Below are 23238 nucleotides of genomic sequence, written 5' to 3'. Positions count from 1 at the left end.
CGCGGAAGTTTGGAAATGGCATGCGACCTGCAGTTAAAAAAGTTCGCAGGCATGAGTCTGTGATTTTTCAATCAAGGAAAGTGCATGAATCGTTTTGGAAAAGTTTCTTTTGCCGCGCAAAAAGGTTTTACGCTAATTGAGTTAATGATTGTGGTGGCAATTGTTGGAATTCTCTCCGCAATTGCAATGCCTACTTATCAAAACTACACAGCCAGGGCCCAGACCACCGAGGGCATAACGCTGGGAGAGGGCGTGAGGCGTGAGGTAGAACTGAACTATTCGACGAGCGGAACATGTCCAGCCAATACTTCAGCAGCAGTTGCAGGTGTCGTGGCTATGGCCGTTGACATAAACGGAAAATATGTTGCAAGCGTTGCGACAGCAGGCCCCACGGCGGTGAGTGCAACTGGAGGATGCACCGTGACCGTGCTTTTTAAAGCAACCGGCGTCAACGCCAGGCTGGCCGACAAAAAAATTGCGTGGACATTGGTTTCGGGTGACCAGCAGTCCCAATGGAGCTGTACCACCACCATTCCGACTTCCGTAGGTTTGCAAATCTGTTGAATTCCAGTGGTATTGGGTGACCGTACCAATGCCTGCATTGGCTAGCCGCGACGCGATCAGCCTCGACACTGTCGTTACCATGTCGAAATGGAGCCGCCGAACCTGGTGGCGCCGCATCTCCTCCACCGAGGTGCGGCGCCTCCCCGACGACCCCAGAGGCCGCGTCATGCTCGCCTGGGACAGCGTGCACCACCACGTGCCGTTCCCCTTGAGCCCGCAAGACCTGCAGCTCATGTTCCAGGCCGACGCTGGCGACATGGCCGCGCAGAACGACTTCGGCCAGCACCTGTTCCTGCTGGGCCGTCCCGCCGCCGCCATCTACTGGATCGAGCAGGCAGCCCGCCAAGGCTGTGCCGACGCGATGCAATGGCTCGGCTTGGCGCACGCGACGGGTCAGGGCGTCGAGCGCAACGAATATCTGGCGCTCATGTGGATCGCCCGGGCCGCGGCGCAAGGGCATGTCATCGCCAGGGCGCAGGCCGACGGGCTGCTCGGCCCGGCGGCGCTGGCGCGCGCCCCTCCCGGCACAATCGCCGGATGCGATTTTTCAAGGACCTGAGCCTTTCGGCTTTCACCGCGGGCTTCGTCGCCGTGCTCGTGGGTTTCACGAGTTCGGTGGCCATCGTGTTCCAGGCCGCGCAGGCCTTCGGCGCGACGCCCGAAATGGCGGCCTCGTGGATGTGGGCACTGGGCATCGGCATGGGGCTGGCCTCGGCGCTGCCCTCGCTGTGGTGGCGCAAGCCGGTGATGATCGCCTGGAGCACGCCCGGCGCGGCCGTACTGGCCGTGGCCGGCATGGGCTACAGCATGAACGAGGCGGTGGGTGCCTTCATCGTCTGCGCGGTGCTGATGGTGCTGGCGGGCGCAACCGGCTGGTTCGAACGGGTGATGAACAAGATCCCGATGGCCATCGCCTCGGCGCTGCTGGCCGGCGTGCTGGCGCGCTTCGGGCTGGGCGCCTTCGTTGCGGCGCAAACGGCGCTGCCTCTGGTGCTGCTGATGCTCGGCACCTACCTGGTCGCCAAGCGGCTGCTGCCGCGCTACGCGGTGCCGCTCACGCTATTGGTGGCCATCGTGTACGTGGTGGCGCGCGGGCAGCTGGCGTGGTCGTCGGTGCATTTCTCGCTCACCTGGCCGGTGTTCACCATGCCGGTGTTCAGCTGGCAGGCCATCGTCAGCTTGTCGCTGCCGCTGTTCGTGGTGACCATGGCCTCGCAGAACCTGCCGGGCGTGGCGGCGATTCGCGCGGCCGGCTACGGCGACCTGCCGGTCAGCAAGCTCATCACCATCAGCGGGCTGACCACGCTGGTGCTGGCGCCCTTCGGCGCCTTCGCACTGAACCTGAGCGCCATCACCGCGGCCATCTGCATGGGCCGCGAGGCGCACGAAGACCCGGCGCGGCGCTACACGGCGGCCGTGAGCTGCGGCGCCATCTACGTGGTGATCGGCCTGTTCGGCGCGGCCGTCACGGGGCTGCTCACCGCGTTTCCGAAGGAACTGGTCGCGGCCATCGCCGGGCTGGCGCTGCTGGGCACCATCGGCGGCGGGCTGGCGGCGGCGGTGCGCGACGAGTCGCACCGCGAGGCCGCGCTGATCACCTTCCTGGTCACGCTCTCGGGCGTCACGCTGGCGGGCATCGGCTCGGCGTTCTGGGGCGTGGTGGCCGGGGCGGTGGCGCTGGCGGTGCAGCAGATCGGACGCCGCGCGCGGGGCGCTGAAAAGGCCCCTCCCGGCAAGGACATCGCCGCTTCCGGCAACATCGCGCCCGACATCCCCGAGGCCGCCGCTCCCGGCGCCGGAAAGAACACCTGATGAAAAACATCCTCTTCGTCGCCGACCCGCTCGACCAGTTCAAGATCTACAAGGACACGACCTTCTCGATGATGCGCGAGGCCCAGCGCCGCGGCCACCGCATCGCGGCCTGCCTGCCGCAGGACATCCAGTGGAAGTCGGGCGGCCAGGTGACGGCGGTGGTGCAGCAGATCACGCTCACCGGCGACGCGAAAGACTGGTACACGGTCGACATCACCGAGTCGAAGGCGCTGAAGGACTTCGACGCCGTGCTGATGCGCAAGGACCCGCCCTTCGACGCCGAGTACATCTACGCCACGCACCTGCTGCAGCAGGCCGAGCGCGAGGGCGCGAAGGTGGTCAACTCGCCGCGCGCGCTGCGCGACCACCCCGAGAAGCTCGCGATCATGGAGTTTCCGCAGTTCGTCACGCCCACGCTGGTCACGCGCAGCGCGCAGGCCGTGCGCGACTTTCACGCGGAGCACGGCGACATCATCCTGAAGCCGCTCGACGGCATGGGCGGCATGGGCATCTTCCGCGTGAAGCAGGACGCGCTGAACCTGGGCTCCATCGTCGAGACGCTCAACAAGGACGGCGCCGAGACCATCATGGTGCAGCGCTTCGTGCCCGAGGTGGTGCAGGGCGACAAGCGCATCCTGATCATCGCGGGCGAGCCGGCGCCTTTCGTGCTGGCGCGCATTCCGCAAGGCACCGAGGTGCGCGGCAACTTGGCGGCCGGCGGCAAGGGCGTGGCGCAGCCGCTCACGGCGCGCAACCGCGAGATCGCCGAGGCGGTGGGCCGCGCGCTGGCGCCGCGCGGGCTGCTGCTGATCGGGCTGGACGTGATCGGCGACTCGGTCACCGAGATCAACGTGACCAGCCCGACGTGCTTCCAGGAGATCACCGAGCAGACGGGCTTCGACGTGCCCAGGATGTTCATCGATGCGCTGGAGGCGCACCTGGAAAAAGCTTGACCGGGGCCTGATCAGCGCCTGGTTCAGGCTTTCGCGGTGGCGGGCAGGCTGGGGCGCTGCCGCTTCTGCAGCACCCGCGAGCGCCGCTTGCGCGCCCAGATGACGATGCCCGTGACCGACAGCATCGCCACCATCAGCCCCATCGCCGACATCAGGATGCGCCCCGGCAGGCCGAGGATGCGCCCGCCGTGCAGCGGCAGCTGCAGCTGCGCGAACACATCGGCCGCGGTGCCGTGCCACGGGTGATTGCTGCCGATGAGGTGGCCGTCGCGCCCGTCGAGGTAGAGGTTCGACAGGCCCATGCCGTCGCTGTCGTCGTGCGTGGCATGGTCGAAGAAAGACACGTTGTAGAAGCCGCCGCGCGCGTTGTAGAACACGCCGCCCAGCGGCGTGGTCCAGCCGCGGCGCCGGGCCTCGGCGTCGGCCTGCGCCACGATCTCGCGAAAGCCGATGGCCGGCTCGATGCGCGTGCCCAGCGGCGCGAGCGGCACCAGCGCCGAAGGCCCTGGCGTGGTCTTCGACACCAGCGACAGCACCGGATAGAACACCTCCTTGTAGAGGTTCAGCGAGAACGAGGTGAAGGCGATGACGATGATCAGCAGCCAGATCCACAGCCCGCCCGCGCGGTGCAGGTCGAAGTTGAGCTTGTAGCCACCGGCCGCCCAGCGCACCGTCCAGGCCGGCTTCCAGCGTTGCCACCAAGCGGAGGGAGGGCGGTGCACCGCGTGCACTGCCTGCGCCGACCTGCGCAGCCGCCGGGGCATCGTGAGGTACAGCGCCACGAAGCTGTCGAGCAGCCACACGAGCGCCACCGTGCCCATGATCCACCAGCCGATGCGGTCGGTGCCCCACATCGCCGGCACATGCAGCATGTAGTGCAGCTTGCGCAGGAAGGGCATCAGCGTCTCAGGCTTGAGCGACACGGCTGCCGAGTCGCGCTGCCCGCGCACCTCGGCCGTGACCGGGTCGACGAAGACCTGGTTGTAGCCGAGCCTGAACGGCTTGCCGGTGGCGGGGTCGGTGCGCGGCTGCACGAAGTAGCCGGCCGCGTGCCCTTCCTCGAAGCCCAGCGGAAGGTAGGCGACCCGCGCGCGCGGGTCGTGTCGTTCGACGGCGGCGGCGAGCTCAAAGGGGTCCTTGAACGGGCCGCGCGCGGTGGTGTCGTAGAGCTTGCGGTTGAGCCAGCCGTCGATCTCGTGGTCCCACGAGATGACGGCGCCTGTCAGGCCCGAGACGATGAGAAACAGCGCGACCGCAAGTCCCGCCCAGCGGTGCACTGCGGTCGCGAAGGCGCGCATGGCGAGATCAGAAGTCGATGGTGCCGCTCACTGCGAAGGTGCGCGGTGCGCCCAGCACCAGATAGTTGGAGCCTTGCGTGCCGCCCACCGACGCCCAGTACGACTTGTTGAACAGGTTGTCGATGCGCGCGCGCAGCGTGAGCGCGCGGCCGTTGCCCAGGTCGACCAGGTAGCGCGCGCCGATGTCCACGCGCGTCCACGAGGGAACCGACTGCGTGTTGGTCGCGTTGGCGTACTGCTTGGAGGTGTAGAGCACGCGGGCGTTCAGCGCCACGTTGCGCAGGCCGGGCACGTCCCACTCGGCGCCCAGGTTGGCTTGCTGCTTGGCCACGCCGATGGCGGTCAGGCCGTCGGTGGCGCCGCCTTGCGTCTGCTTCTGCTTGGCGTCGATCAGCGTCAGGCCGCCGAGCAGGCGCAGGCCCTTGGCGGGCTGGCCGAACACCGAGAACTCCAGGCCCTGGTTGCGCTGCTTGCCGTACAGGCCGTAGGTCTGGCCCGAGTAGGCGTAGGTGGGCTGGTCGGTGGTGAAGAACGTGGCGCTGGCGCCGAGCGTGCCGCCGTCGTACTTGACGCCGACTTCCTTCTGCTTGGCCTGGTACGGCGCGAAGATTTCGCCGCTGTTGGTCACCGGGCGGTTGTTCACCGTGCCGGGCGCCACGTTGCCCTTGACCAGGCCTTCGATGTAGTTGGCATAGGCCGACACCGTGGGCGTGATCTTGAACACGACGCCCGCCACCGGCGTGGTCTTGCTCTTGTCGTAGGTGCTGGTCTGCTTGAGCGTGGTGTACGCGAAGCTGGTCTGCTCGATGGTCTGGCGGCGCGCGCCGAGCGTGACCAGCAGGCGGTCGTCCATGAACGACATGGTGTCGGCAATGGCCACGCTCGAGGTGTCGATCTTGTCGGTCAGGCGCGGGTCCGCGAGCGTGTTGCCGACGAAGCCGCCCGCGCCGTTGGCGATGGGGTAGGGCGAGGCGTATGGCGTGTAGATGTTGTTGCGCACGCTGCTTGCCGAGATGGCGTACGCGTTGTCGCGGTCGTTGCTGTACTTGGCGGCCGATGCCACCACGGTGTGCTTCACCGGGCCGGTGGTGAAGTTGCCGCGCACGCCGATCTCGGCCGTGCCGATGCGGTCCTTGCGGGTGTTGCTGAAGCGCGTGTTGCTGGTGTCGCCGAACGCGCTGGTGAGCGTGGGGTTCGACAGCATGTTGTCCTCGTCGCTGCGGCGCACGCCGCCGGCGGCCCAGGCCGTGATGTTGTCGGTGATGTCGACCTCGCCGCGGAAGGTGGCGAACTTGTCCTTTTCCTTGGAGTAGGTCCAGGGCTGGGCGAAGTTGGTGCGGGCGTCGGGCGCGCGCGGGATCGGCAGCGTCGACGAGGGCGTGACGCTGGGGCGGCCGTCCTTCAGGTCGAAGTCCTGATAGCCGAAGTCGGCCGACAGGCGCACGTTGCGGTTGTGCCAGTCGAGGCCCACGCCGAAGGCGCTGAGCTGCTGGCTCTCGTTCTTGATGCCCGTGCCGCCTTCGCGGCGCACCGCGTTCACGCGGATGCCCAGGCTGTCGTCGGGGCCGAAGCGGCGTGCCAGGTCGAGGTTGACGAAGCCCTGGCCGCCGGTCTGCACGCCGAAGCCCACGCGGGTGAGCGGTTCGTTGGGCGCGCGCTTGGGCAGCAGGTTGATCGCGCCGCCGATGCCGCTGCCGCCGGGAGCCGCGCCGTTCAGGAAGGTGTTGGCGCCGCGGAACACTTCCACGCGCTCGAAGAATTCAGAGGCGATGTACTGGCGCGGCAGCATGCCGTACAGGCCGTTGTAGGAGACGTCGTCCGAGTACACGGGGAAGCCGCGCACCACGTACAGCTCCTGGAAGTTGCCGAAGCCGCGCGCCTGGCGCACCGACGGGTCGTTCAGCAGCACGTCGGCCACGCTCTTGGCCTGCTGGTCCTGGATGAGCTCGTTGGTGTAGTTGGTGCTCGAAAACGGCGTGCTCATCATGTCCTGGTTGCCCAGGATGCCGACCCGCCCGCCGCGCGCCACCTGGCCGCCGGCGTAGGGCTTGGTCAGGCCTTCGGCCGAGGCGTCGGCGCTGGCTTCCACGTTCACGGTGGAGAGGGTGCCGCTGGACGCCGCTCCGGCAGCCGGCTCGGCCGCGGTGGTCTGGGCCAGGGCTGCCACGGCGTTGAGCGCGAGCAGCGTTGCGACCACGGTCGGGCGAAGGTAGAAGTGGGGAGCGGGCATGGGACGGTCCGAAAGATTGCAAATGAGAACCGTTATTGTTCATGCACTTGCCGGCCGCCACCGATACTTTCTTGCACTGTTGTGAAAATGTGTCAGTCAAAAGACCGCACATCGTTCTGCAATCAGACGCCCGACAACTGCCCGTCCACGAACACATGCAGCTCGCCCGGCGCGAACTGCGTCCACGTCTCGTTGGTGGTGAGCGGCGCCGTCACCACCACGGCCACGCGGTCGGTGGGCGTGGTGTGCTCCGAGAAATCGATGGCCAGGTCTTCGTCCGACAGCTGCGCCGTCACGAACGGGTGCCGGCGCTCCACGTACCAGAGGTTGGTCGACGCGTGCGCCCACAGCGCCTGCCCGTTGGACAGCATGAAGTTGAAGGTGCCGTGGCTCGCGAGCTGGGGGGCCAGTTCGCGCAGCGTGAGCGTCAGCTCCTCGATGCTCGGCACGCCGGCGTGCGACTTGGCCAGCTCCTGCATCAGCCAGCAGAAGGCGTGCTCGCTGTCGGTGTTGCCTACCGGGTGGAAGTTGCCGTGCAGGCGCGGGCGAAAGTCCTTCAGGTCGCCGTTGTGGGCAAACACCCAGTAGCGCCCCCACAGCTCGCGCACGAAGGGGTGGCAGTTCTGCAGGTTGACCTCGCCCTGCGTCGCCTTGCGGATGTGCGCGATGACGTTGCGGCTCTGGATGGGGTAGCGCCGAATGAGCTCCGCCACCGGCGATTCGCACGCGGGCTGGTGGTCGACGAAGTGGCGCAGCCCGCGGTCCTCGAAGAACGCGATGCCCCAGCCGTCCGCATGGTGGTCGGTGCGGCCGCCGCGCTGCGCGAACCCCGTGAAGCTGAAGGTCACGTCGGTCGGCGTGTTGCAGTTCATCCCTAGCAATTGACACATGCCAGCGATTAGACCCCGATTCGCGCGGCCCCCGGCGCCGACGCGGGTTCTTCTGCGGTGCCGGTGCGTCGCATCAGCGCAGGAACTTGCCTTCCTTCGTCACCCGCACCATCTCGATGAAGCGCGAGCCCGTGTTGCTGGCGCCGGTGAAGTCGACCTCCATGTTGCTTACGCGCAGCTTCATGCTCTTCAGCGTGGCGTGCAGCTTGGCGCGCGTGAGGTCGCGCCCGGTGCGGCGCAGCGCCTCGACCATCACCATCGCGTTCACGTAGCCCTCGTAGCTCAGGTAGCCGATGTCGACCTTGGCGCGCTCGGCCAGCTGCCTGTATTCCCGGGTGCCGGCGTCGACCTCGCTCCACGGGTACGGCACGATCTGCGAGATGGCCAGCCCGCTGGTCTTCTCGCCCACCAGCCTGGCGGTGACGTCGCCCGGCACGATCGACATGCCGTAGAACATCTGGCGCCCGCCGGCGGTCCAGGCGCTTTTCATCACCTCGCCGCCGATGCCGCCGCCCAGGTACATGACAACGGCCTGCGCCTTGCTGTCGGCCAGCGCCTTGCCGGCCGCATCATTGGTCGAGCCGTCGCCCTTCACGGGCACGGCCACCGCGGGCTTGAGCTGCAGCGTGGCCAGCGCGGCCTCCACCAGCCGCGCCACTTCGGCGCCGCCCGGGTTGTCGAGGTACGCCACGCCGATGCGCGACACGCCGATGGTCGTCAGGTGCTGCACCAGCGCCTGCGCCTCGCGCGCGAAGGTGGCGCGCACGAAGTAGCCCGAGCCCGCGACCTTCTCGCGCGCCGAGTCGGACACCGCATAGCCGCCCACCATGGGGGCGCCGCTCTGGTTGAGCACCTTGGCGGCGGCGGCCGTGGTGCCGGAGCCCACGCAGCCGAAGAAGGCGAAGGCGCGGTGCTCGCCCAGCAGCTTCTCGTAGTTGGCCACGGCCTTCTCGGGCACCAGTTCGTCGTCGAGCGACACCAGCCTGATCTTGCGGCCCGAAAGCCCGCCCTGCGCGTTGACCGCGTCGAAGGCCAGCCCCGCGCCGGCCATCACCACCTTGATGGGCGCGCCCAGCGGGCCGCTCAGGATGCCGGTGTGGCCGAGCACGATCTCGGTGTCGGTAACGCCGTTCTCCGCCGCCAGGGCACAGGAGATCGGAGCGAGCGGGCCAAGGCCGGCCACGGCCGCGGCCGAGGCGGCGATGAAGTTTCTGCGGTGCATGGGGAACCCGATTGCTATCTGGACCAGATGGATACAACTGATAACAATTGAATGCGAAAGTCCCCGCTTCCGCCGCCGGGGTTTACCCCGTGTTGCGCACCGGCGCTTCGGCCTTGCCGAGTTCGGAGGGCCGCGTGCGCAGCTGCCACGCCGCGCAGATGGCCAGCGCGCACAGCCCCGCCAGCATTGCGAACACCTCGTCGAAGGCGGCCAGCCGGGCCGGGCTGGTCATGGGGTTGGCCAGCGAATCGCCGTGCGCCGCCAGCCGCCACTCGAGCACGATGGCGCACAGGCTCACGCCGGCCGCGCCGCCCAGCATGCGCACGAAGTTGATGGCGCTCGCGCCCTGCGGAATCAGCGGCTTGGCCAGCGGCCGCATCGAGCCCAGGTTGAGCGACGGCAGGATGAAGCCCAGCCCGATGCGCCCGATGATCGCGAAGGCCACCAGCAGCCACAGCGCGCTGTCCAGGCGCAGCACCATCATCAGCGCGAAGGAGGCCGCCAGCAGCGCCAGGCCGATGGTCACCAGCAGCCACGTCGGGTGCCGGTCGGCCAGGCGGCCCACGCCCGCGATGGTGATCGCCAGCACGAAGCCCGCCGGCAGCAGGATGGTCCCCACGTGCGAGGCCGACAGCTGCAGCCCCACCTGCATGTACACCGGCAGCAGGTAGGTGGAGCCGAACAGCGCCGTGCCGTAGATGAAGGCCACCACGCTGCCCATGGCGAACTGCCGGTACTGGAACAGCGCCAGGTTCATCAGCGGCGTGCCGCCCGAGGCCGCGAGCCGGCGCTGCCACCACACGAACGCGCCGAAGGCCGCCAGCGCGCCCGCCAGCAGCAGGCCCGCTTGCAGCGGTGAATCGCCGCGCAGCGCCACCAGCCCGTTCAGCAGGCACAGCGTGCCCACCGTGCCCAGCGCCAGCCCGCGCGCGTCGAGCCCGCTGCCGCGCACCGCGGCCACGCCGCCCGGCGCCGTCTTGGGCACGAACTTGTAGGCCAGGTACAGCGACGCCAGGCAGAAGGGCACCACCATGAAGAAGATCGAGCGCCAGCCGAACAGGTCGACCAGCACCCCGCCGATGCTCGGCCCGATGGCCGGCGCCAGCACCACGCCCATGCCGAAGATGCCGCTCGCGCGCCCCTGCTCGTGGGGCTCGAAGGCGCGCAGGATGATGATGGCCGGTATGGGCTGCACCACGCCCGCCGCCAGCCCCTCGGCCACGCGCGCGAGCAGCACCAGCGAGAAGTTGTTGGCCAGCCCGCCCACGATGCCGCCCAGCAGCAGCAACAGCATGGTGCCGACATAGGTGCGCCGGTAGCCGTAGCGCGACAGCAGCCAGGGGGTGGTGAGCATCGACACCGTCATCGCCACCATGAAGCCCGAGCTCACCCACTGCGCGCGCTCCTGGCCGAGCGAGAAGTGGTGGCTCATGCCGGGGATGGCCACGTTGACGATGGTCGAGGACATGATCGACGCCATCGTCCCCACCATGACCGACAGCAGCAGGTACCAGCGGTAGCGCTCGCCATAGCGTTCGCGCAGCGTGCCGATGGAGGGCGGGGCCGGCGTGTTCGCGGCTTGGGGAGTTCGTGGGGAGGTCATGGGGCGGCGGAATGTCTCAGGTCCGTCGTCCTACAAGCATATCGGCGATTGCATGGCGGAGGACGCGGTGTCGAATCGCACAATGCAGCGGCTGTCCCCTCCGCGTCAACCCTCCGCGCCAAGACCGATACAACAAATGGACTCCCCAGTGAACGAACAAGTCGCCCAGGCACAAGACGCCGCGCAAGGCACTGCACAACGCGCTGCGCCAGACCTCGGCACCCCCGAAGCCGTCCCCACGCTCGCCGCCGAGCTCGCGGCCCCCACGCTCAGCCGCAGCTACCGCTGCCAGTGCGGGCGCCCCGTGTTCCTGCGCAACAGCCAGTGCCTGGCCTGCCAGACGCCGCTGGGCTATGTGGCCGACCGCCTCGGCGTGATGCCGCTGGCGCCCGCGCAGGGCGAGGGCGTGCCGCCCGACACCTTCACCGTGTTCGGCGACGCGCAAGGCCCCATCTACCGGCGCTGCGCCAACCTCATGACCGCCGCGGCCTGCAGCTGGATGGTGCCCGCCGCGCGCGACGGGCAAGCGCTGCCCGCCGACGTGCACGGCCTGGCGCCTGGCTACTGCCTGGCGTGCAGCGTGACGCGCACCATTCCCGACCTGTCGCAGGAGGTCAACGGCGTGTTCTGGGGCAAGCTGGAGCAGGCCAAGCGCCGGCTCATCTCGCAACTGCTCGCGCTGGGCCTGCCGGTGGTGAGCCGCCATGCCGACCCGGTGCACGGCCTGGCCTTCGACTTCTTGAGCAATATGCCCGGCGCCCCGCACGTGATGACGGGCCACGACGACGGCGTGATCACGCTGAACGCAGAAGAGGCCGAGGACGCCGTGCGCGAGCGCATCCGCGCCGAGATGCGCGAGCCCTACCGCACGCTGCTGGGCCACTTCCGCCACGAGATCGGCCACTACTACTGGGACCTGCTGGTGCTGCCCACGCCGTGGATCGAAGACTTCCGCGCGCTCTTCGGCGACGACCGCGCCGACTACGCCGCCGCGCTGCAGACCCACTACGAACAGGGGCCGCCGCCCGACTGGGCCGACCGCTACGTGAGCAGCTACGCCAGCACGCACCCGTGGGAAGACTGGGCCGAGACCTGGGCCCACTACCTGCACATGGCGGACACGGCCGACACGGCGATGAGCTTCGGCGTCGACGCCACCAACGTCGAACTCACCAGCGACCTGTTCACGCTGGACGACCTGTGGCAGCCGGACCACCCCGACGCGGGCAAGTTCCTGGACTTCATCAACGGCTGGGTGCTGCTCACCAACGTGCTCAACGAGCTGTCGCGCAGCATGGGCCAGCCCGACTACTACCCCTTCGTGCTGCCGCGCGCGGCGGTGGGCAAGCTGCAGTTCATCCACCGCGTGATCACCGAGCAGCGTCCCGGCAGCGCGCCGACGATGGTGGTGGCCAGTGAAATCGGCGCGCCCGTGGCCGAGCCTGTCGATGTTGCGCCGGCCGAAGCTGCGCCACTGGCGCCGATGCCTGAACTTGCGCCGATGCCCGAGCTGGCTCCGTCGCAGTCACAGACTCAATCTCAATCCTGACCGGCGTGGCTCACGGCGCGCCTGTTGCACAGCGGGCGCAGATGCAGGCCAGCCCGCGCATCTCCTGCGGCAGGTTGGTGAGCGGGGCGTTGCTGAAGTCGGCCTGCATGCACCAGCACGGCGGCTGCGGCTGGCCCGTCTCGCGCTCGGTCTCCATCGCGCAGCGGTTCAGCTCGCCGCACAGCGGGCAGCGCGTGGCGTCGATAAGCCCCGGGGCTGCCACCGCGGTCGTCATGCGATCTCGAACGCCGGCAGCTTCTTCGCCACCACCGTGTTCTTCAGCGTCACGTACACCGGCAGCCCGCCGCTGTAGGCTGGGTAATCCTCGCCCTCGATCAGCGGCAGCAGGTAGCGCCGGCACTTCTCGGTGATGCCGTAGCCGTCGTCCGAAATGAAGTCGCGCGGCATCGGCTTCTCGACATTGGCGACCGATTCGAGCGGCGCGCTGCCCAGGCGGTAGGCATAAGGCACGTCGGAGATGCGCTCGATGGTCGGCATCACCGCGTTGCGGCCTTCCAGCGCCAGCTCGACCGCGCGCTGCCCCAGCTCGTAGGCCTGCTTCACGTCGGTGGCCGAGGCGATGTGGCGCGCCGCGCGCTGCAGGTAGTCGGCCACCGCCCAATGAAACTTGTGGCCCAGCGCGTCCTTCACCATCTGCGCCACCACCGGCGCCGCGCCGCCCAGTTGCGCATGGCCGAAGGCGTCGCGCGTGCCCTGCTCGGCCAGGAAGGTGCCGTCGGGGTGGTGGCAGCCTTCGGACACCACCACCGAGCAGTAGCCGTGCTGCTTCACCAGTTCGTCGACGCGCGCGATGAAGCGGGCCTTGTCGAACTCGATCTCGGGGAACAGCACCACCACCGGAATGCCCTGGTCCGCGGCGAGCCCGCCGGCCGCGGCGATCCAGCCTGCGTGCCGGCCCATCACCTCGAGCACGAACACCTTGGTCGACGTGGCCGCCATCGAGCGCACGTCGAACGAGGCCTCGATGGTGGACACCGCCACGTACTTCGCGACCGAGCCGAAGCCCGGGCAGCAGTCGGTCAGCGGCAGGTCGTTGTCGATGGTCTTGGGCACGTGGATGGCCTGCAGCGCATAGCCCATCGACTGCGACAGCTGGCTCACCTTGAAGCAGGTGTCGGCCGAGTCGCCGCCGCCGTTGTAGAAGAAGTAGCCGATGCCGTGCGCCTTGAACACCTCGATGAGCCGCTCGTACTCGCGCCGGTTCTTCTCCAGCGACTTGAGCTTGTAGCGGCACGAGCCGAAGGCGCCCGAGGGCGTGCCGCGCAGCGCCGCGATGGCCTCGGCCGATTCGGCGCCGGTGTCGATCAGCTCCTCGGTCAGCGCGCCGATGATGCCGTTGCGCCCCGCGTAGAGCTTGCCGATGCGCTCGGGGTGCTTGCGCACCGTCTCGATCACGCCGCAGGCCGAGGCGTTGATGACCGAGGTGACACCACCCGACTGGGCGTAGAAGGCGTTGGAGATCGTCATGCGGGCATTCTCCCGCAGCCCTCCGGCAGGCGCCAGTGACAGGATGTCAGCGCTTGTCGGGTGCAGTCAGCGGCGCTCGAATACGGGTGGCCGCTTCTGCAGGAACGCGCTCACGCCTTCGCGGAAGCTGGGGCTGTCGATCAGCTCGCGCTGGCGTTCGCTTTCGTAGTGCAGCTGTTCCTTCAGCGTGTGGCGCTCCGAGGCCTCGAAGGCTTCGCGCGCCTCCACCACCGCATGGGCCGGCAGCTGCGCCAGGCGCTGGGCGATGGCCCTGGCTTCTTCCATCAATTGCTCGTCGTCCACGCAGGCCCAGATCAGGCCCCACTGCACCGCGCGCCCCGCGCCCACGCGCTCGTCGAGCAGCGCCATGCCCATGGCGCGCGCCCGGCCGGCGCGGCGCGGAATGGCCCAGGTGCAGCCCAGGTCGGGCACGATGCCCAGCTTGGGCAGGAAGGGCAGGTAGAAGTACGCGCTGCGCGCCGCGATGGTCACGTCGGCGGCCAGCGCCAGGCCCACGCCCGCGCCGGCCGCCGGCCCGTTCACCGCGGCCACCACCGGCACGGGCAGCGTGCGCATCGTTTCGATCAGCGGGTTGCTCAGCGCCTGCATGGCCTCGGCGGTCTGCGTGCCGAGCGACTTGCCGGCCTCGCCCGGCGCCATCGCGCTCAGGTCGGCGCCCACGCAAAAGGCCTTGCCCGCGCCGGTGAGGATCACGGCGCGCACCGCGCGGTCGTCGCGAATGCGCTCCAGCGTGTCGCGCAGCTCCACCTGCAGGTCGCGCGCGATCGGGTTGAGCTTGGCGGGCAGGTTCAGCGTGAGCGTGGCGATGCCGTCGGCCAGCGCGTACAGGATGAATGGCTGCTCGGCCATCACAGCCTCTCGATGATGGTCACGTTGGCCATGCCGCCGCCTTCACACATGGTCTGCAGGCCGTAGCGCTTGCCGCGCTTGCCGAGCGCGTGGATCAATGTGGTCATCAGCTTGGTGCCCGAGGCGCCCAGCGGATGGCCCAGCGCGATGGCGCCACCGTTCACGTTGAGCCTTGCCGGGTCGGCGTCCAGCGCCTGCAGCCACGCGATGGGCACCGGCGCGAAGGCCTCGTTCACTTCATACAGGTCGATGTCGGCGATGTTCATGCCGGCCTTCTTCAGCGCGCGTTGCGTCGCGGGAAGCGGTGCCTCCAGCATGATGACCGGGTCGTGCCCCATCACGCTCATGTGGTGGATGCGCGCGAGCGGCTTCACGCCCAGCGCCTTCAGGCCGCGCTCGTTCACCACCAGCACGCCGCTGGCGCCGTCGCAGATCTGGCTGGCCGTGGCCGCGGTGCAGCGACCGCCTTCGGCGATGAGCTTCACGCCCGCGATGCCCTCCAGCGTGGCCTCGAAGCGGATGCCTTCGTCCACCGTGTGCTGCTCGCCGCTGGGCGAGCCCGAACCGTCGGCCAGCAGGATGTCGATGGGCACGATCTCGTCGTTGAACGCGCCCGCGCGCGTGGCCGCGATGGCGCGGTGGTGGCTCTCCAGCGCGTAGCGGTCGAGCGCCTCTTTCTCGATGCCGTAGTTCTTCGCGATCATTTCCGCGCCGGTGAACTGGCTGAACTCCACGCCGGGGTAGCGCGCCTTCATGGCCGGGCTCATGTAGCTGCCCAGGCCCGCCTTGGCCGGCAGCACGTTGGGCGTGAACATGGGCACGCGCGTCATGCTCTCGACGCCGCCTGCAATCACCGCGTCCATGGCGCCCGACATCACGGCCTGCGCCGCGAAGTGCAAGGCCTGCTGCGACGAGCCGCATTGCCGGTCGACCGAGGTGCCCGGCACCGACTCGGGCAGCTTCGACGCCAGCACCGCGTTGCGCGCGATGTTGGTGGCCTGCTCGCCCACCTGGCTCACGCAGCCGAGGATCACGTCTTCGACCGCCGCGGGGTCGATGCCGCTGCGCGCCACCAGCGCGTCGATCACCTGCGCCGCCAGGTCCGCCGGGTGCCAGCCCGCGAGCTTGCCGCCGCGCCGGCCGCCGGCCGTGCGCGCCGCGGCCACGATGTATGCCTCTGCCATGTTCATGTCCTTCAGGTAACGGGAATGCGGGGTGCCCCAAGGCAAGAAGGCCGCCCGTCACTGACAACGGCGGCCTTCTTTGCGTCGGGACTCATGGGCATCGATGGTTCGACGCCCACGGGGGCCGGTCAAGCCGGGGACAACCCGTGGGGCAGAAGTCGCCAAGGCGACCGCGCCTGCGTGCGGCGCGCCAGCGGAATGGCCTCGGGCTGCGCGTCGGACACGGTGATGCACGACGCCTCCAGCGCGGAGACCAGCACGCGCCGGTGCTCGTCGCTTTCGAAGCGCTCGCCGGGCGCCAGCACGATGTCGCGCGGGTCGCGGTCCAGCGTGACCCACACCGAGCCGCTGCGGCACTCGATGCCCACGCCCGCGCCGTCGGGCACGGCGAAGACCGCGCGGTGCGGCAGGCTGACGTGGAAGCGCGAGGCGTCCGAGGACGGGTAGGAAGAAAAGGCGGCGTGGGTGGTGTGGGTGGTGAAGGTGGTGAAGGTGGTGAAGGTGGTGAAGGTGGTGAAGGTGGTGCTCATGGCAAGCTCCATTGCATTCGGGATACGAATGAATATAGTGAGCCGGCCCGCCCTTTACACGCGGTCATTCGGAACTCGTTGCATGCATCCAGAGAATGCGAAAGCCTCCGCCGCCGAGCTGCCGCCGCTCGAATTGCTGCGCAGCTTCGAGGCCGCCGCGCGGCGCCTGAGCTTCACCCTGGCCGCCGGCGAACTGCACCTGACGCAGTCGGCGGTGAGCCGCCAGATGCAGCAGCTGGAGGCCAGCCTGGGCGTGGCGCTGTTCGAGCGCCGACACCGCGCGCTCGCGCTCACCGAGGCCGGCGGCGTGCTGCAGCGCGCCGTCACCGACAGCCTGGAGCGGCTGCGCGACGCCACGGCGCGCGTGCGCGCGGCCTCCGCGCCGCGCCAGGTCGCGATCACCACCACGCCGGGTTTCGCGTCGCTGTGGCTCATTCCCAGGCTCGCGCGCTTCACCGGCAGCCATCCGCAGGTGGACGTGCGCGTGTCGGCCACGCTCGACGTGCTCGACATGGAGCGCAGCCGCATCGACATCGCGGTGCGGCTCACGCCCATCGGCAGGGGCGTGGGGCCCGCGCTGTTCGAGGAGTCGGTGGTGCCGCTGTGTTCGCCCGCGCTGGCCGACGCCTTGCGCACGCCGGCCGACCTGGCCCAGCTCACGCTGCTGACGGTCGAGTACCCCGACCACAGCGAGGCGCCGCTGGCCGACTGGGAGCCGTGGCTGAAGGTGATGGGGCTGGAAGACCTGCGCATGAAGAGCACGCTGCGCTTCACGCAATACGCCGACGCCGTGGCCGCCGCGGTGGCGGGGCAGGGCGTGGTCATCGGGAGGCTGCCGCTGCTTCGCGAGCTGCTGCGCGACCGCCGGCTGGTGGCGCCGCTGGGCGAGCAGGTCGTGTCGCGGCGCGGCTACTTCGTCGAAACGTCGAAGCGCGCCGCGGGCAACCGCGACGCGCTCGAGTTCGCGCAGTGGCTGCGCGATGAAGCAGAGGAGATGAAGCGCAGGAGATGAAAGCGACGCAGCGAGGCCGATGAAAGCCCGCCGCGCCGGCGCCCTGCGCTTAACGCGCTCAACCCGGCAGCAGCACCTTGTTCACGACGTGGATCACGCCGTTCGACTGGTACACGTTGGCGATGGTCACCATCGCGGTGCCGCCCTTGGCGTCGGTCACCAGCACGTCCTTGCCGCTCATGGTGGCGGTCAGCGTGCCGCCGCTGGCGGTCTTCAGCACGGCCTTGCCGCCGCCTGCGTTGATGGCGCTCATGAGGGCCGGGCCGTCCATCTTGCCGGGCACCACGTGGTACGTGAGCACCTTGGTCAGCGTGGCCTTGTTCTCGGGCTTGAGCAGCGTGTCGACGGTGCCGGCCGGCAGCGCGGCAAAAGCGGCGTTGGTCGGTGCGAACACGGTGAACGGGCCCGGGCTCTTCAGCGTGTCGACCAGGCCCGCGGCCTTCACGGCGGCCACCAGCGTGGTGTGGTCCTTGGAGTTGACGGCGTTGTCGACGATGTCCTTCGTCGGGTACATCGCGGCGCCGCCGACCATCGGGTTCGACGACATCGCGGTGCTGCCGCTGCCGCTCATGCCCATGCCGCCCGCGCAAGCGCCGAGCAGGACCGAAACGCCGACTGCAATCATGAGTTTTTTCATTGAAGGCTCCTGGATAGAAATGGTTCTTGGAAGGTGTCTGTGGAAACCGCCATCAGCTCGGAGGCGCGATGCGCTTGAATCGAATACGGCAGCGCTTCGCGTTTGGATTCGCACCCGGTTTCAGATTTGTGGCGCGTCGGCTTTGCGCCACAGCCGCGCAGGGCGCGCTTGCGCATCGAACGCGTGCTCGACAGAATCCGCCCTTCGTTTTTCAGCAACAGTTTCTTTTCACCGCGCCCGGTGACGATCGACCTCCCGGGCGCACAACGCAATCAATGAACCGTTTCCTGAACACCTGACCCGCACACCGACCGCCCCGGCCGGATGTGCATCCACGCACCCGCCGAGGCCCATCGACAAAGGCCCCGCGCAGCCATTCGCCGGGGCTTTCCTGTTTCTGGAGTGTGCGCACATATGAGTGCTCAACGAAGGGCCCGCGACGATGACAAGCGTCTGGGCCGGTTTTATTTTTCGGTGCCGAATGCGGCACCTCGCAATCCCGTGGTGGCCGCGATGGCGCGCCGCGAGTCCAGCCAGGGCGCCGGGCGCCACCTGCGCACGCACCGCGCGGAGCGGCGTGCGCAGAAGGTGGCGTTGCAGAAGGCCGCGCGCAGCGTGGGACGCGTGGGACGTGGAGGCGACGATGCGTGACGACATGAGCAAGGTCATCGTCGAGCGGCCGCGCCGCGGCGGCGGCGTGCAGGGCGACGGGCGCGGCTTTCGCAACAGCCGCGAGCGTGGTTCGCACCTGGGCATGAAGCGCGGCTACGACCGCCCGAAGGGGCTCAACGAAAACCTCGCGCCGCTCAGGCGCTGGCTGCACAAGCAGGTGCACCGGCCGTGGGACAAGGTGTATGCGCAGCTGTGCAGCGGCATCGATCGTCGCAGCACGGTGCAGGCGCACATCTTCGAGCACATCGACGACTTCGTCGAACGCAAGGCGGTGCTGCGCGACGGCGAGGTGTGGGTGCCTTCGCACCGGTGGAACCGCGCGCAGGTGCCGCTTGCCGACGCGCCGCGCGTCGAGCTGTTCGTGCATCCGGCCACCGGCATCCTGCTGCCCAACCGGCTGCGGCTGAAGAAGGCGCGGCAGCGCGCCGCCGAGCAACGCAGGGCGCAGCCGCCGGAGCGCGTGGTCGTGGACGACTTCACCGAGTGGCACCGGGTCGACGGCTGCTGGTTCGAGGTGCGCCTGGCGGCGTTTCCCTCCAGCGGCGTGGCCGACAACGACAAGCGCTTCGACGTGATGCGCGGCTGCCTGGGGACGCGCCATGGCGTGTGCCACGTCATGGAAGGCATGTCGCACCGGCCGGTGAGCTATGCGCGTGCGTTCGTGTATGCCGTGGGCAAGCGGCAGTTGAGCCGCCGCGAGGTGCGTGCGCGGCTGGGCGATGCGCATTGACGGCCACGCGGCCGGCGTTGTTGCGGAGCCTTGCGCGGGGGCTCGGGACCTGGCGCACGCCCCGCGCGCGTGGGCTCGGGACTTAGCGCGCGCCCTGCGCGCGCGGTAGCAGCAGGAACGCCAGCGTCCCCGCGGCCAGCATGCCGGCCACCGTGAGAAACACCGCGCGAAACGGCTCCGCGCCGTGGTCGACGGCCCACGACGCGGCCACGCCGGTGGTCCATTGCATGAGCGACACGCCGAGGAACATCGCCATGTTCATCAGCGCCAGCGCGCGGCCCGTCATGGCCGCGGGGTAGGCGTTCTTGGTGTACGCGTACTGCAGCACGCTGTAGCCGGAGAGCAGGCCGTAGACGATCGGCAGGCCGATGTCGACCGCACGCGAATTCGTGAACGCCATGGCCGCGAACATCAATGCGCCGGCCAGCGCGCAGCCCATCATCCAGCGCGTGCGCGCGCTGCCGCCCGGGTCCATGCGGCCGAACAGCGCGGGGCTGATCATGCCGGCCACCGTCATCACCAGCGCCACGTTGCCGCTGGCCACCAGCGACAGGCCATGGCGCTCGTGCAGCACCGGGCCCAGCCACAGGCCGCGCAGCGTGATGAACGCGGCATACGACACGCAGGCGAAGCAGACCAGGCCCAGCGTGTGCGGCATCGCGAACAGCGGCAGCAGCTCGCGCACGGCCTTGCCGAGCGACTGGCGTTCGGCCGGCGCGGCCGGTGCGCTTTCAGTGACCGCAGCGACCGCAGTGACCGCAGCATGTGCAGGCTCGCGCACGCGCCAGAAGATCACCAGCCACGACAGCACCGCCACGCCTGCCAGCACCGCATAGCCCGCGCGCCACGAGGCGGCCTCGATCAGCAGCGCCAGCGGCGTGCCGGTGAACACGATGCCCAGCCCGGCCATGCTCATCACCAGCCCCGACATGGCCGTGAAGCGCGAGGCATCGAAGTGCCGCGCGATGAACACCGTGCAGGCCAGGAAGGCCGGCGCGCAGCCCACGCCGATCAGCGCCTGCCCCAGCAGCAGCGCGTGGTAGTTGGGTGCCACGGCGCACAGCACGGCGCCCGCCACGGCGAGCGGAAACGCGGTGAGCACCGTGCGGCGCACGCCGAACATGTCGATCGACACGCCCATCGCGAGCTGCATGATGCCGAACGCGAAGTGAAAGGTGCCGGCCCAGATGCCGAGTTGCTGCGGCGTGAGGCCGAAGTGGCCGGTGAGCGGCGTGGCCATCATCGCGCCGACCGTGCGGAAGGCCTGGCTCAACGCGAAGGCCGAGGCCAGCGCGACCAGCATGGCCGAGGCCGAGGACGACCAATTTGAAAAACGAGACAAACGAGACAAACGAGACAAGCGAGGCAAAAGGGAAGGGCGTGAGTTCGCAGCGGCGTCGCCGGTGCGCTCCGCGGGCTGGGGTGCCGCGTTCGGGTTCATGAGGGGAGGCCGGGAGGAGAGAGGAGGCGGCCTGAATGCTAATGGATCGAGGCGCGCGAGGGGTCGCGGCGGTGACGGCGCTGGGCGCTTGCGGCTGATGCGGAGTATGAAATTTCCGCGACGACGTCTCGGAAATCAGCGGCACAAGCAGCGCCTCTTTTATTGAGGAAGCGGACAAAAAAACGGCACCCGAAGGTGCCGTCGTTTCATGGCCTTGCCTGACCAGGCATCAAGCCTCGCCCTTCACCTTCAGGCGCCATGCGTGCAGCAGCGGCTCTGTGTAGCCGCTGGGCTGCTCGATGCCCTTGAACACCAGGTCCTGCGCCGCCTTGTACGCCGCCGAGGTGTCGAAGTGCCCGGCCATCGGCAGGTACTGCGCGTCGCCCGCGTTCTGCTCGTCCACCACCTTGGCCATGCGCTGGAAGGTCTCGTCGACCTGCGCCTTGGTCACCACGCCGTGCAGCAGCCAGTTGGCGATGTGCTGGCTGGAGATGCGCAGCGTGGCGCGGTCTTCCATCAGGCCGACGTTGTGGATGTCGGGCACCTTCGAGCAGCCCACGCCCTGGTCGATCCAGCGCACCACGTAGCCCAGGATGCCCTGCACGTTGTTGTCGATTTCCTGCTGCTTCTCGGCGTCGGTCCACTTGGCCTCGGCGGCGATGGGCACCTGCAGCAGCGCGTCGAGGATGTTGTCGCGTTCGGCGTCGGCGTCGATCTTCTCCAGCTCCTGCTGCACCGCGGTCACGCTCACCTGGTGGTAGTGCAGCGCGTGCAGCGTGGCGGCGGTGGGCGAGGGCACCCAGGCGGTGTTGGCGCCGGCCTTGGGGTGGCCGATCTTCTGCTCGAGCATGGCGGCCATCAGGTCGGGCATGGCCCACATGCCCTTGCCGATCTGCGCCTTGCCGCGCAGGCCGCACGACAGGCCGACCAGCACGTTGTTCTTTTCGTAGGCGCCGATCCACGCGCTGGACTTCATGTCGCCCTTGCGGATCATCGGGCCGCCCTGCATGGCGGTGTGCATCTCGTCGCCGGTGCGGTCGAGGAAGCCGGTGTTGATGAAGGCCACGCGCGCGGCCGCTTCGGCGATGCAGGCCTTCAGGTTCACGCTGGTGCGGCGCTCTTCGTCCATGATGCCCAGCTTCACGGTGTTGGCCGGCAGGCCCAGCAGTTGCTCGACGCGGCCGAACAGCTCGCTCGCGAAGGCCACTTCGGCCGGGCCGTGCATCTTCGGCTTGACGATGTAGATGCTGCCGGTGCGCGAGTTGCCCTTGCGCTTCAGGTCGATGGTGGCGATGGTGGTGGTCACCACGGCGTCGAGGATGCCTTCGGGGATCTCCTTGCCGCCTGCGTAGAGGATGGCCGGGTTGGTCATCAGGTGGCCCACGTTGCGCAGGAACATGAGCGAGCGGCCGTGCAGCTTCACGGCCTTGCCGTCGGCGCCGGTGTATTCGCGGTCGGCGTTCAGGCCGCGCGTGAAGGTCTTGCCGCCCTTGGCGACTTCTTCGGTCAGCGTGCCCTCGACGATGCCGAGCCAGTTCGCGTACGCGACCACCTTGTCGGCGGCATCGACCACGGCCACCGAGTCTTCCAGGTCCAGGATGGTCGAGAGCGCGGCTTCGAGCACCAGGTCGCTCACGCCGGCCGCGTCGGTCTTGCCGATGGGCGTGCCGCGGTCGATGCGGATGTCCAGGTGAATGCCGTTGTGCTTCAGCAGCACCGAAGACGGCGCCGCGGCGTCGCCCTGGTAGCCGATGAACTGCGAGGCGTCGGCCAGGCCGGTGCTGCTGCTTTGCAGCGCGACGACCAGCTTGCCGTCCTTCACGCTGTAGCCGGTGGCCTGCTTGTGCGAGCCGTTTTCCAGCGGCGCGGCCTGGTCGAGCACGTTGCGCGCGAACTCGATGACCTTGGCGCCGCGCACGGGGTTGTAGCCCTTGCCCTTTTCAGCGCCGTCGGCTTCGGAGATGGCATCGGTACCATAGAGCGCGTCGTACAGCGAACCCCAGCGCGCGTTGGCCGCGTTCAGCGCGTAGCGCGCGTTCAGGATGGGCACCACCAGCTGCGGGCCGGCCTGCAGCGCGAGCTCGGAGTCGACGTTTTCGGTGGTGGCCTTGGCGCCCTTGGGGGCCGGCAGCAGGTAGCCGATCTTCTCGAGGAAGGCGCGGTAGGCGGGCATGTCGCCGATCTGGCCGGGGTTCTTCCTGTGCCAGGCGTCGAGCTCGGTCTGCAGGCGGTCGCGCTCGGCGAGCAGGGCGATGTTCTTCGGGGCGAGGTCGCTGACGATGGCGTCGAAGCCCTTCCAGAACACGTCGCTGGCCACGCCGGTGGCGGGCAGGACCTTGTCCTCGATGAAGCGGTGGAGCTCGGTCGCGACCTGGAGTCCGTGGGCGGTGGTGCGTGCGGTCATGGGGGTTTCTCCTTGAGAAAGATGCAATCTTGGGATGAACTTTATTCGATACTTTGCTGGGCAGTAAGAGGTGCAGGCGGGATTTATCTGTGACAAAAATGAAGGTAATCGACGGCAGCCCAATGCCAGGTGCAAAGGGTAGGCACCGA

General features: G+C 68.6%; 22 protein-coding genes. 8 read left to right on the top strand and 14 right to left on the bottom strand.

The genetic code is table 11. The features are described 5' to 3' along the window. Positions 1–84: 84 nt before the first annotated feature. The 4 genes from AB6807_RS36435 to gshB are packed head-to-tail and all read left to right on the top strand — an operon-like array spanning position 85 to position 3329. Positions 85–564, top strand: a complete 480-nt coding sequence (locus tag AB6807_RS36435; RefSeq protein ID WP_371088384.1) for a pilin — start codon at positions 85–87, stop codon at positions 562–564. Between the two features lie 37 nt (positions 565–601). Next, on the top strand, positions 602–1123 hold the full coding sequence (locus AB6807_RS36430) for a tetratricopeptide repeat protein (protein ID WP_371088383.1): 522 nt from the start codon (positions 602–604) through the stop codon (positions 1121–1123). Then, entirely contained in the window at positions 1102–2376 is a 1275-nt protein-coding gene (locus AB6807_RS36425) for a benzoate/H(+) symporter BenE family transporter (RefSeq protein ID WP_371088382.1), read from the top strand. Before AB6807_RS36430 ends, AB6807_RS36425 begins: the two co-directional genes overlap by 22 nt. Next, entirely contained in the window at positions 2376–3329 is a 954-nt protein-coding gene (gene gshB / locus AB6807_RS36420) for a glutathione synthase (RefSeq protein ID WP_371088381.1), read from the top strand. Before AB6807_RS36425 ends, gshB begins: the two co-directional genes overlap by 1 nt. Positions 3330–3352: 23 nt before the next feature. Here the strand turns inward: gshB and AB6807_RS36415 are convergent, their stop codons facing one another. The 5 genes from AB6807_RS36415 to AB6807_RS36395 form a co-directional block, all read right to left on the bottom strand. Beyond that, entirely contained in the window at positions 3353–4627 is a 1275-nt protein-coding gene (locus AB6807_RS36415; RefSeq protein WP_371088380.1) for a PepSY-associated TM helix domain-containing protein, read from the bottom strand. Between the two features lie 7 nt (positions 4628–4634). After that, positions 4635–6857, bottom strand: a complete 2223-nt coding sequence (locus tag AB6807_RS36410; protein ID WP_371088379.1) for a TonB-dependent receptor — start codon at positions 6855–6857, stop codon at positions 4635–4637. 122 nt (positions 6858–6979) lie between these two features. Further along, positions 6980–7747 carry a class II glutamine amidotransferase gene (locus tag AB6807_RS36405; RefSeq protein WP_116912437.1) on the bottom strand — a complete coding sequence of 256 codons (768 nt, stop codon included), beginning with the start codon at positions 7745–7747 and terminating at the stop codon, positions 6980–6982. Positions 7748–7820: 73 nt separating this feature from the next. After that, positions 7821–8969 carry an ABC transporter substrate-binding protein gene (locus AB6807_RS36400; protein ID WP_371088378.1) on the bottom strand — a complete coding sequence of 383 codons (1149 nt, stop codon included), beginning with the start codon at positions 8967–8969 and terminating at the stop codon, positions 7821–7823. Positions 8970–9051: 82 nt separating this feature from the next. Further along, complete coding sequence (locus AB6807_RS36395; RefSeq protein WP_371088377.1) at positions 9052–10572, bottom strand: DHA2 family efflux MFS transporter permease subunit; 1521 nt, start codon at positions 10570–10572, stop codon at positions 9052–9054. 136 nt (positions 10573–10708) lie between these two features. On the opposite strand from AB6807_RS36395, the gene AB6807_RS36390 reads away from it, so the two are divergent. Beyond that, on the top strand, positions 10709–12121 hold the full coding sequence (locus AB6807_RS36390) for a putative zinc-binding metallopeptidase (protein ID WP_371088376.1): 1413 nt from the start codon (positions 10709–10711) through the stop codon (positions 12119–12121). A 10-nt stretch (positions 12122–12131) separates the two neighbouring features. On the opposite strand, the gene AB6807_RS36385 is transcribed toward AB6807_RS36390, so the two are convergent. The 5 genes from AB6807_RS36385 to AB6807_RS36365 form a co-directional block, all read right to left on the bottom strand. Then, on the bottom strand, positions 12132–12356 hold the full coding sequence (locus AB6807_RS36385) for a cysteine-rich CWC family protein (protein WP_371088375.1): 225 nt from the start codon (positions 12354–12356) through the stop codon (positions 12132–12134). Further along, complete coding sequence (locus AB6807_RS36380; protein WP_371088374.1) at positions 12353–13609, bottom strand: 6-phosphofructokinase; 1257 nt, start codon at positions 13607–13609, stop codon at positions 12353–12355. Before AB6807_RS36380 ends, AB6807_RS36385 begins: the two co-directional genes overlap by 4 nt. Before the next feature lie 66 nt (positions 13610–13675). Continuing rightward, positions 13676–14479: an enoyl-CoA hydratase-related protein gene (locus tag AB6807_RS36375; RefSeq protein WP_371088373.1), complete on the bottom strand. Its 804-nt coding sequence runs from the start codon at positions 14477–14479 to the stop codon at positions 13676–13678. Further along, positions 14479–15663 carry an acetyl-CoA C-acetyltransferase gene (locus tag AB6807_RS36370; protein WP_371088372.1) on the bottom strand — a complete coding sequence of 395 codons (1185 nt, stop codon included), beginning with the start codon at positions 15661–15663 and terminating at the stop codon, positions 14479–14481. Before AB6807_RS36370 ends, AB6807_RS36375 begins: the two co-directional genes overlap by 1 nt. Before the next feature lie 128 nt (positions 15664–15791). Then, entirely contained in the window at positions 15792–16193 is a 402-nt protein-coding gene (locus AB6807_RS36365; RefSeq protein ID WP_371088371.1) for a DUF2917 domain-containing protein, read from the bottom strand. A gap of 82 nt (positions 16194–16275) precedes the next feature. Between AB6807_RS36365 and AB6807_RS36360 the strand changes: the two genes are divergently transcribed. Next, on the top strand, positions 16276–17205 hold the full coding sequence (locus tag AB6807_RS36360) for a LysR substrate-binding domain-containing protein (RefSeq protein ID WP_371088370.1): 930 nt from the start codon (positions 16276–16278) through the stop codon (positions 17203–17205). 58 nt (positions 17206–17263) lie between these two features. On the opposite strand, the gene AB6807_RS36355 is transcribed toward AB6807_RS36360, so the two are convergent. Next, a complete protein-coding gene (locus AB6807_RS36355) occupies positions 17264–17842 on the bottom strand; it encodes a fasciclin domain-containing protein (protein WP_116912429.1) in 579 nt (192 codons plus the stop codon). Continuing rightward, a complete protein-coding gene (locus AB6807_RS36350; protein WP_286517135.1) occupies positions 17839–18060 on the bottom strand; it encodes a hypothetical protein in 222 nt (73 codons plus the stop codon). The genes AB6807_RS36355 and AB6807_RS36350 overlap by 4 nt, the downstream gene beginning before the upstream one ends. Positions 18061–18346: 286 nt before the next feature. On the opposite strand from AB6807_RS36350, the gene AB6807_RS36345 reads away from it, so the two are divergent. Beyond that, positions 18347–18493, top strand: coding sequence for a hypothetical protein (locus AB6807_RS36345; RefSeq protein ID WP_371088369.1), 147 nt, complete (start codon positions 18347–18349; stop codon positions 18491–18493). Then, on the top strand, positions 18486–19244 hold the full coding sequence (locus AB6807_RS36340) for a hypothetical protein (RefSeq protein ID WP_371088368.1): 759 nt from the start codon (positions 18486–18488) through the stop codon (positions 19242–19244). Before AB6807_RS36345 ends, AB6807_RS36340 begins: the two co-directional genes overlap by 8 nt. Before the next feature lie 82 nt (positions 19245–19326). Here AB6807_RS36340 and AB6807_RS36335 read toward each other — a convergent pair whose 3' ends face one another. Then, positions 19327–20685 (bottom strand): MFS transporter, encoded by a 1359-nt coding sequence (locus AB6807_RS36335; RefSeq protein ID WP_371088367.1) that lies wholly within the window; start codon positions 20683–20685, stop codon positions 19327–19329. A 229-nt stretch (positions 20686–20914) separates the two neighbouring features. Then, a complete protein-coding gene (locus AB6807_RS36330) occupies positions 20915–23089 on the bottom strand; it encodes a malate synthase G (protein ID WP_371088366.1) in 2175 nt (724 codons plus the stop codon). Between the last annotated feature and the right edge of the window lie 149 nt (positions 23090–23238).

This window comes from Variovorax sp. RCC_210, assembly GCF_041355175.1.
GTDB lineage: Bacteria > Pseudomonadota > Gammaproteobacteria > Burkholderiales > Burkholderiaceae_C > Variovorax.
This window is presented reverse-complemented; position numbering and strand designations above follow the sequence as displayed.

What these genes read in the sequence shown, in the direction of transcription:
- AB6807_RS36395 (WP_371088377.1), bottom strand. Translation starts at nt 10,572, where the DNA reads ATGACCTCCCCACGAACTCCCCAAGCCGCGAACACGCCGGCCCCGCCC.
- AB6807_RS36410 (WP_371088379.1), bottom strand. Translation starts at nt 6,857, where the DNA reads ATGCCCGCTCCCCACTTCTACCTTCGCCCGACCGTGGTCGCAACGCTG.
- AB6807_RS36360 (WP_371088370.1), top strand. Translation starts at nt 16,276, where the DNA reads ATGCATCCAGAGAATGCGAAAGCCTCCGCCGCCGAGCTGCCGCCGCTC.
- AB6807_RS36375 (WP_371088373.1), bottom strand. Translation starts at nt 14,479, where the DNA reads ATGGCCGAGCAGCCATTCATCCTGTACGCGCTGGCCGACGGCATCGCC.
- AB6807_RS36365 (WP_371088371.1), bottom strand. Translation starts at nt 16,193, where the DNA reads ATGAGCACCACCTTCACCACCTTCACCACCTTCACCACCTTCACCACC.
- AB6807_RS36370 (WP_371088372.1), bottom strand. Translation starts at nt 15,663, where the DNA reads ATGGCAGAGGCATACATCGTGGCCGCGGCGCGCACGGCCGGCGGCCGG.
- AB6807_RS36405 (WP_116912437.1), bottom strand. Translation starts at nt 7,747, where the DNA reads ATGTGTCAATTGCTAGGGATGAACTGCAACACGCCGACCGACGTGACC.
- AB6807_RS36380 (WP_371088374.1), bottom strand. Translation starts at nt 13,609, where the DNA reads ATGACGATCTCCAACGCCTTCTACGCCCAGTCGGGTGGTGTCACCTCG.
- AB6807_RS36330 (WP_371088366.1), bottom strand. Translation starts at nt 23,089, where the DNA reads ATGACCGCACGCACCACCGCCCACGGACTCCAGGTCGCGACCGAGCTC.
- AB6807_RS36415 (WP_371088380.1), bottom strand. Translation starts at nt 4,627, where the DNA reads ATGCGCGCCTTCGCGACCGCAGTGCACCGCTGGGCGGGACTTGCGGTC.
- AB6807_RS36425 (WP_371088382.1), top strand. Translation starts at nt 1,102, where the DNA reads ATGCGATTTTTCAAGGACCTGAGCCTTTCGGCTTTCACCGCGGGCTTC.
- AB6807_RS36355 (WP_116912429.1), bottom strand. Translation starts at nt 17,842, where the DNA reads ATGAAAAAACTCATGATTGCAGTCGGCGTTTCGGTCCTGCTCGGCGCT.
- AB6807_RS36335 (WP_371088367.1), bottom strand. Translation starts at nt 20,685, where the DNA reads ATGAACCCGAACGCGGCACCCCAGCCCGCGGAGCGCACCGGCGACGCC.
- AB6807_RS36340 (WP_371088368.1), top strand. Translation starts at nt 18,486, where the DNA reads ATGCGTGACGACATGAGCAAGGTCATCGTCGAGCGGCCGCGCCGCGGC.
- AB6807_RS36390 (WP_371088376.1), top strand. Translation starts at nt 10,709, where the DNA reads ATGGACTCCCCAGTGAACGAACAAGTCGCCCAGGCACAAGACGCCGCG.
- AB6807_RS36435 (WP_371088384.1), top strand. Translation starts at nt 85, where the DNA reads ATGAATCGTTTTGGAAAAGTTTCTTTTGCCGCGCAAAAAGGTTTTACG.
- AB6807_RS36385 (WP_371088375.1), bottom strand. Translation starts at nt 12,356, where the DNA reads ATGACGACCGCGGTGGCAGCCCCGGGGCTTATCGACGCCACGCGCTGC.
- AB6807_RS36400 (WP_371088378.1), bottom strand. Translation starts at nt 8,969, where the DNA reads ATGCACCGCAGAAACTTCATCGCCGCCTCGGCCGCGGCCGTGGCCGGC.
- gshB (WP_371088381.1), top strand. Translation starts at nt 2,376, where the DNA reads ATGAAAAACATCCTCTTCGTCGCCGACCCGCTCGACCAGTTCAAGATC.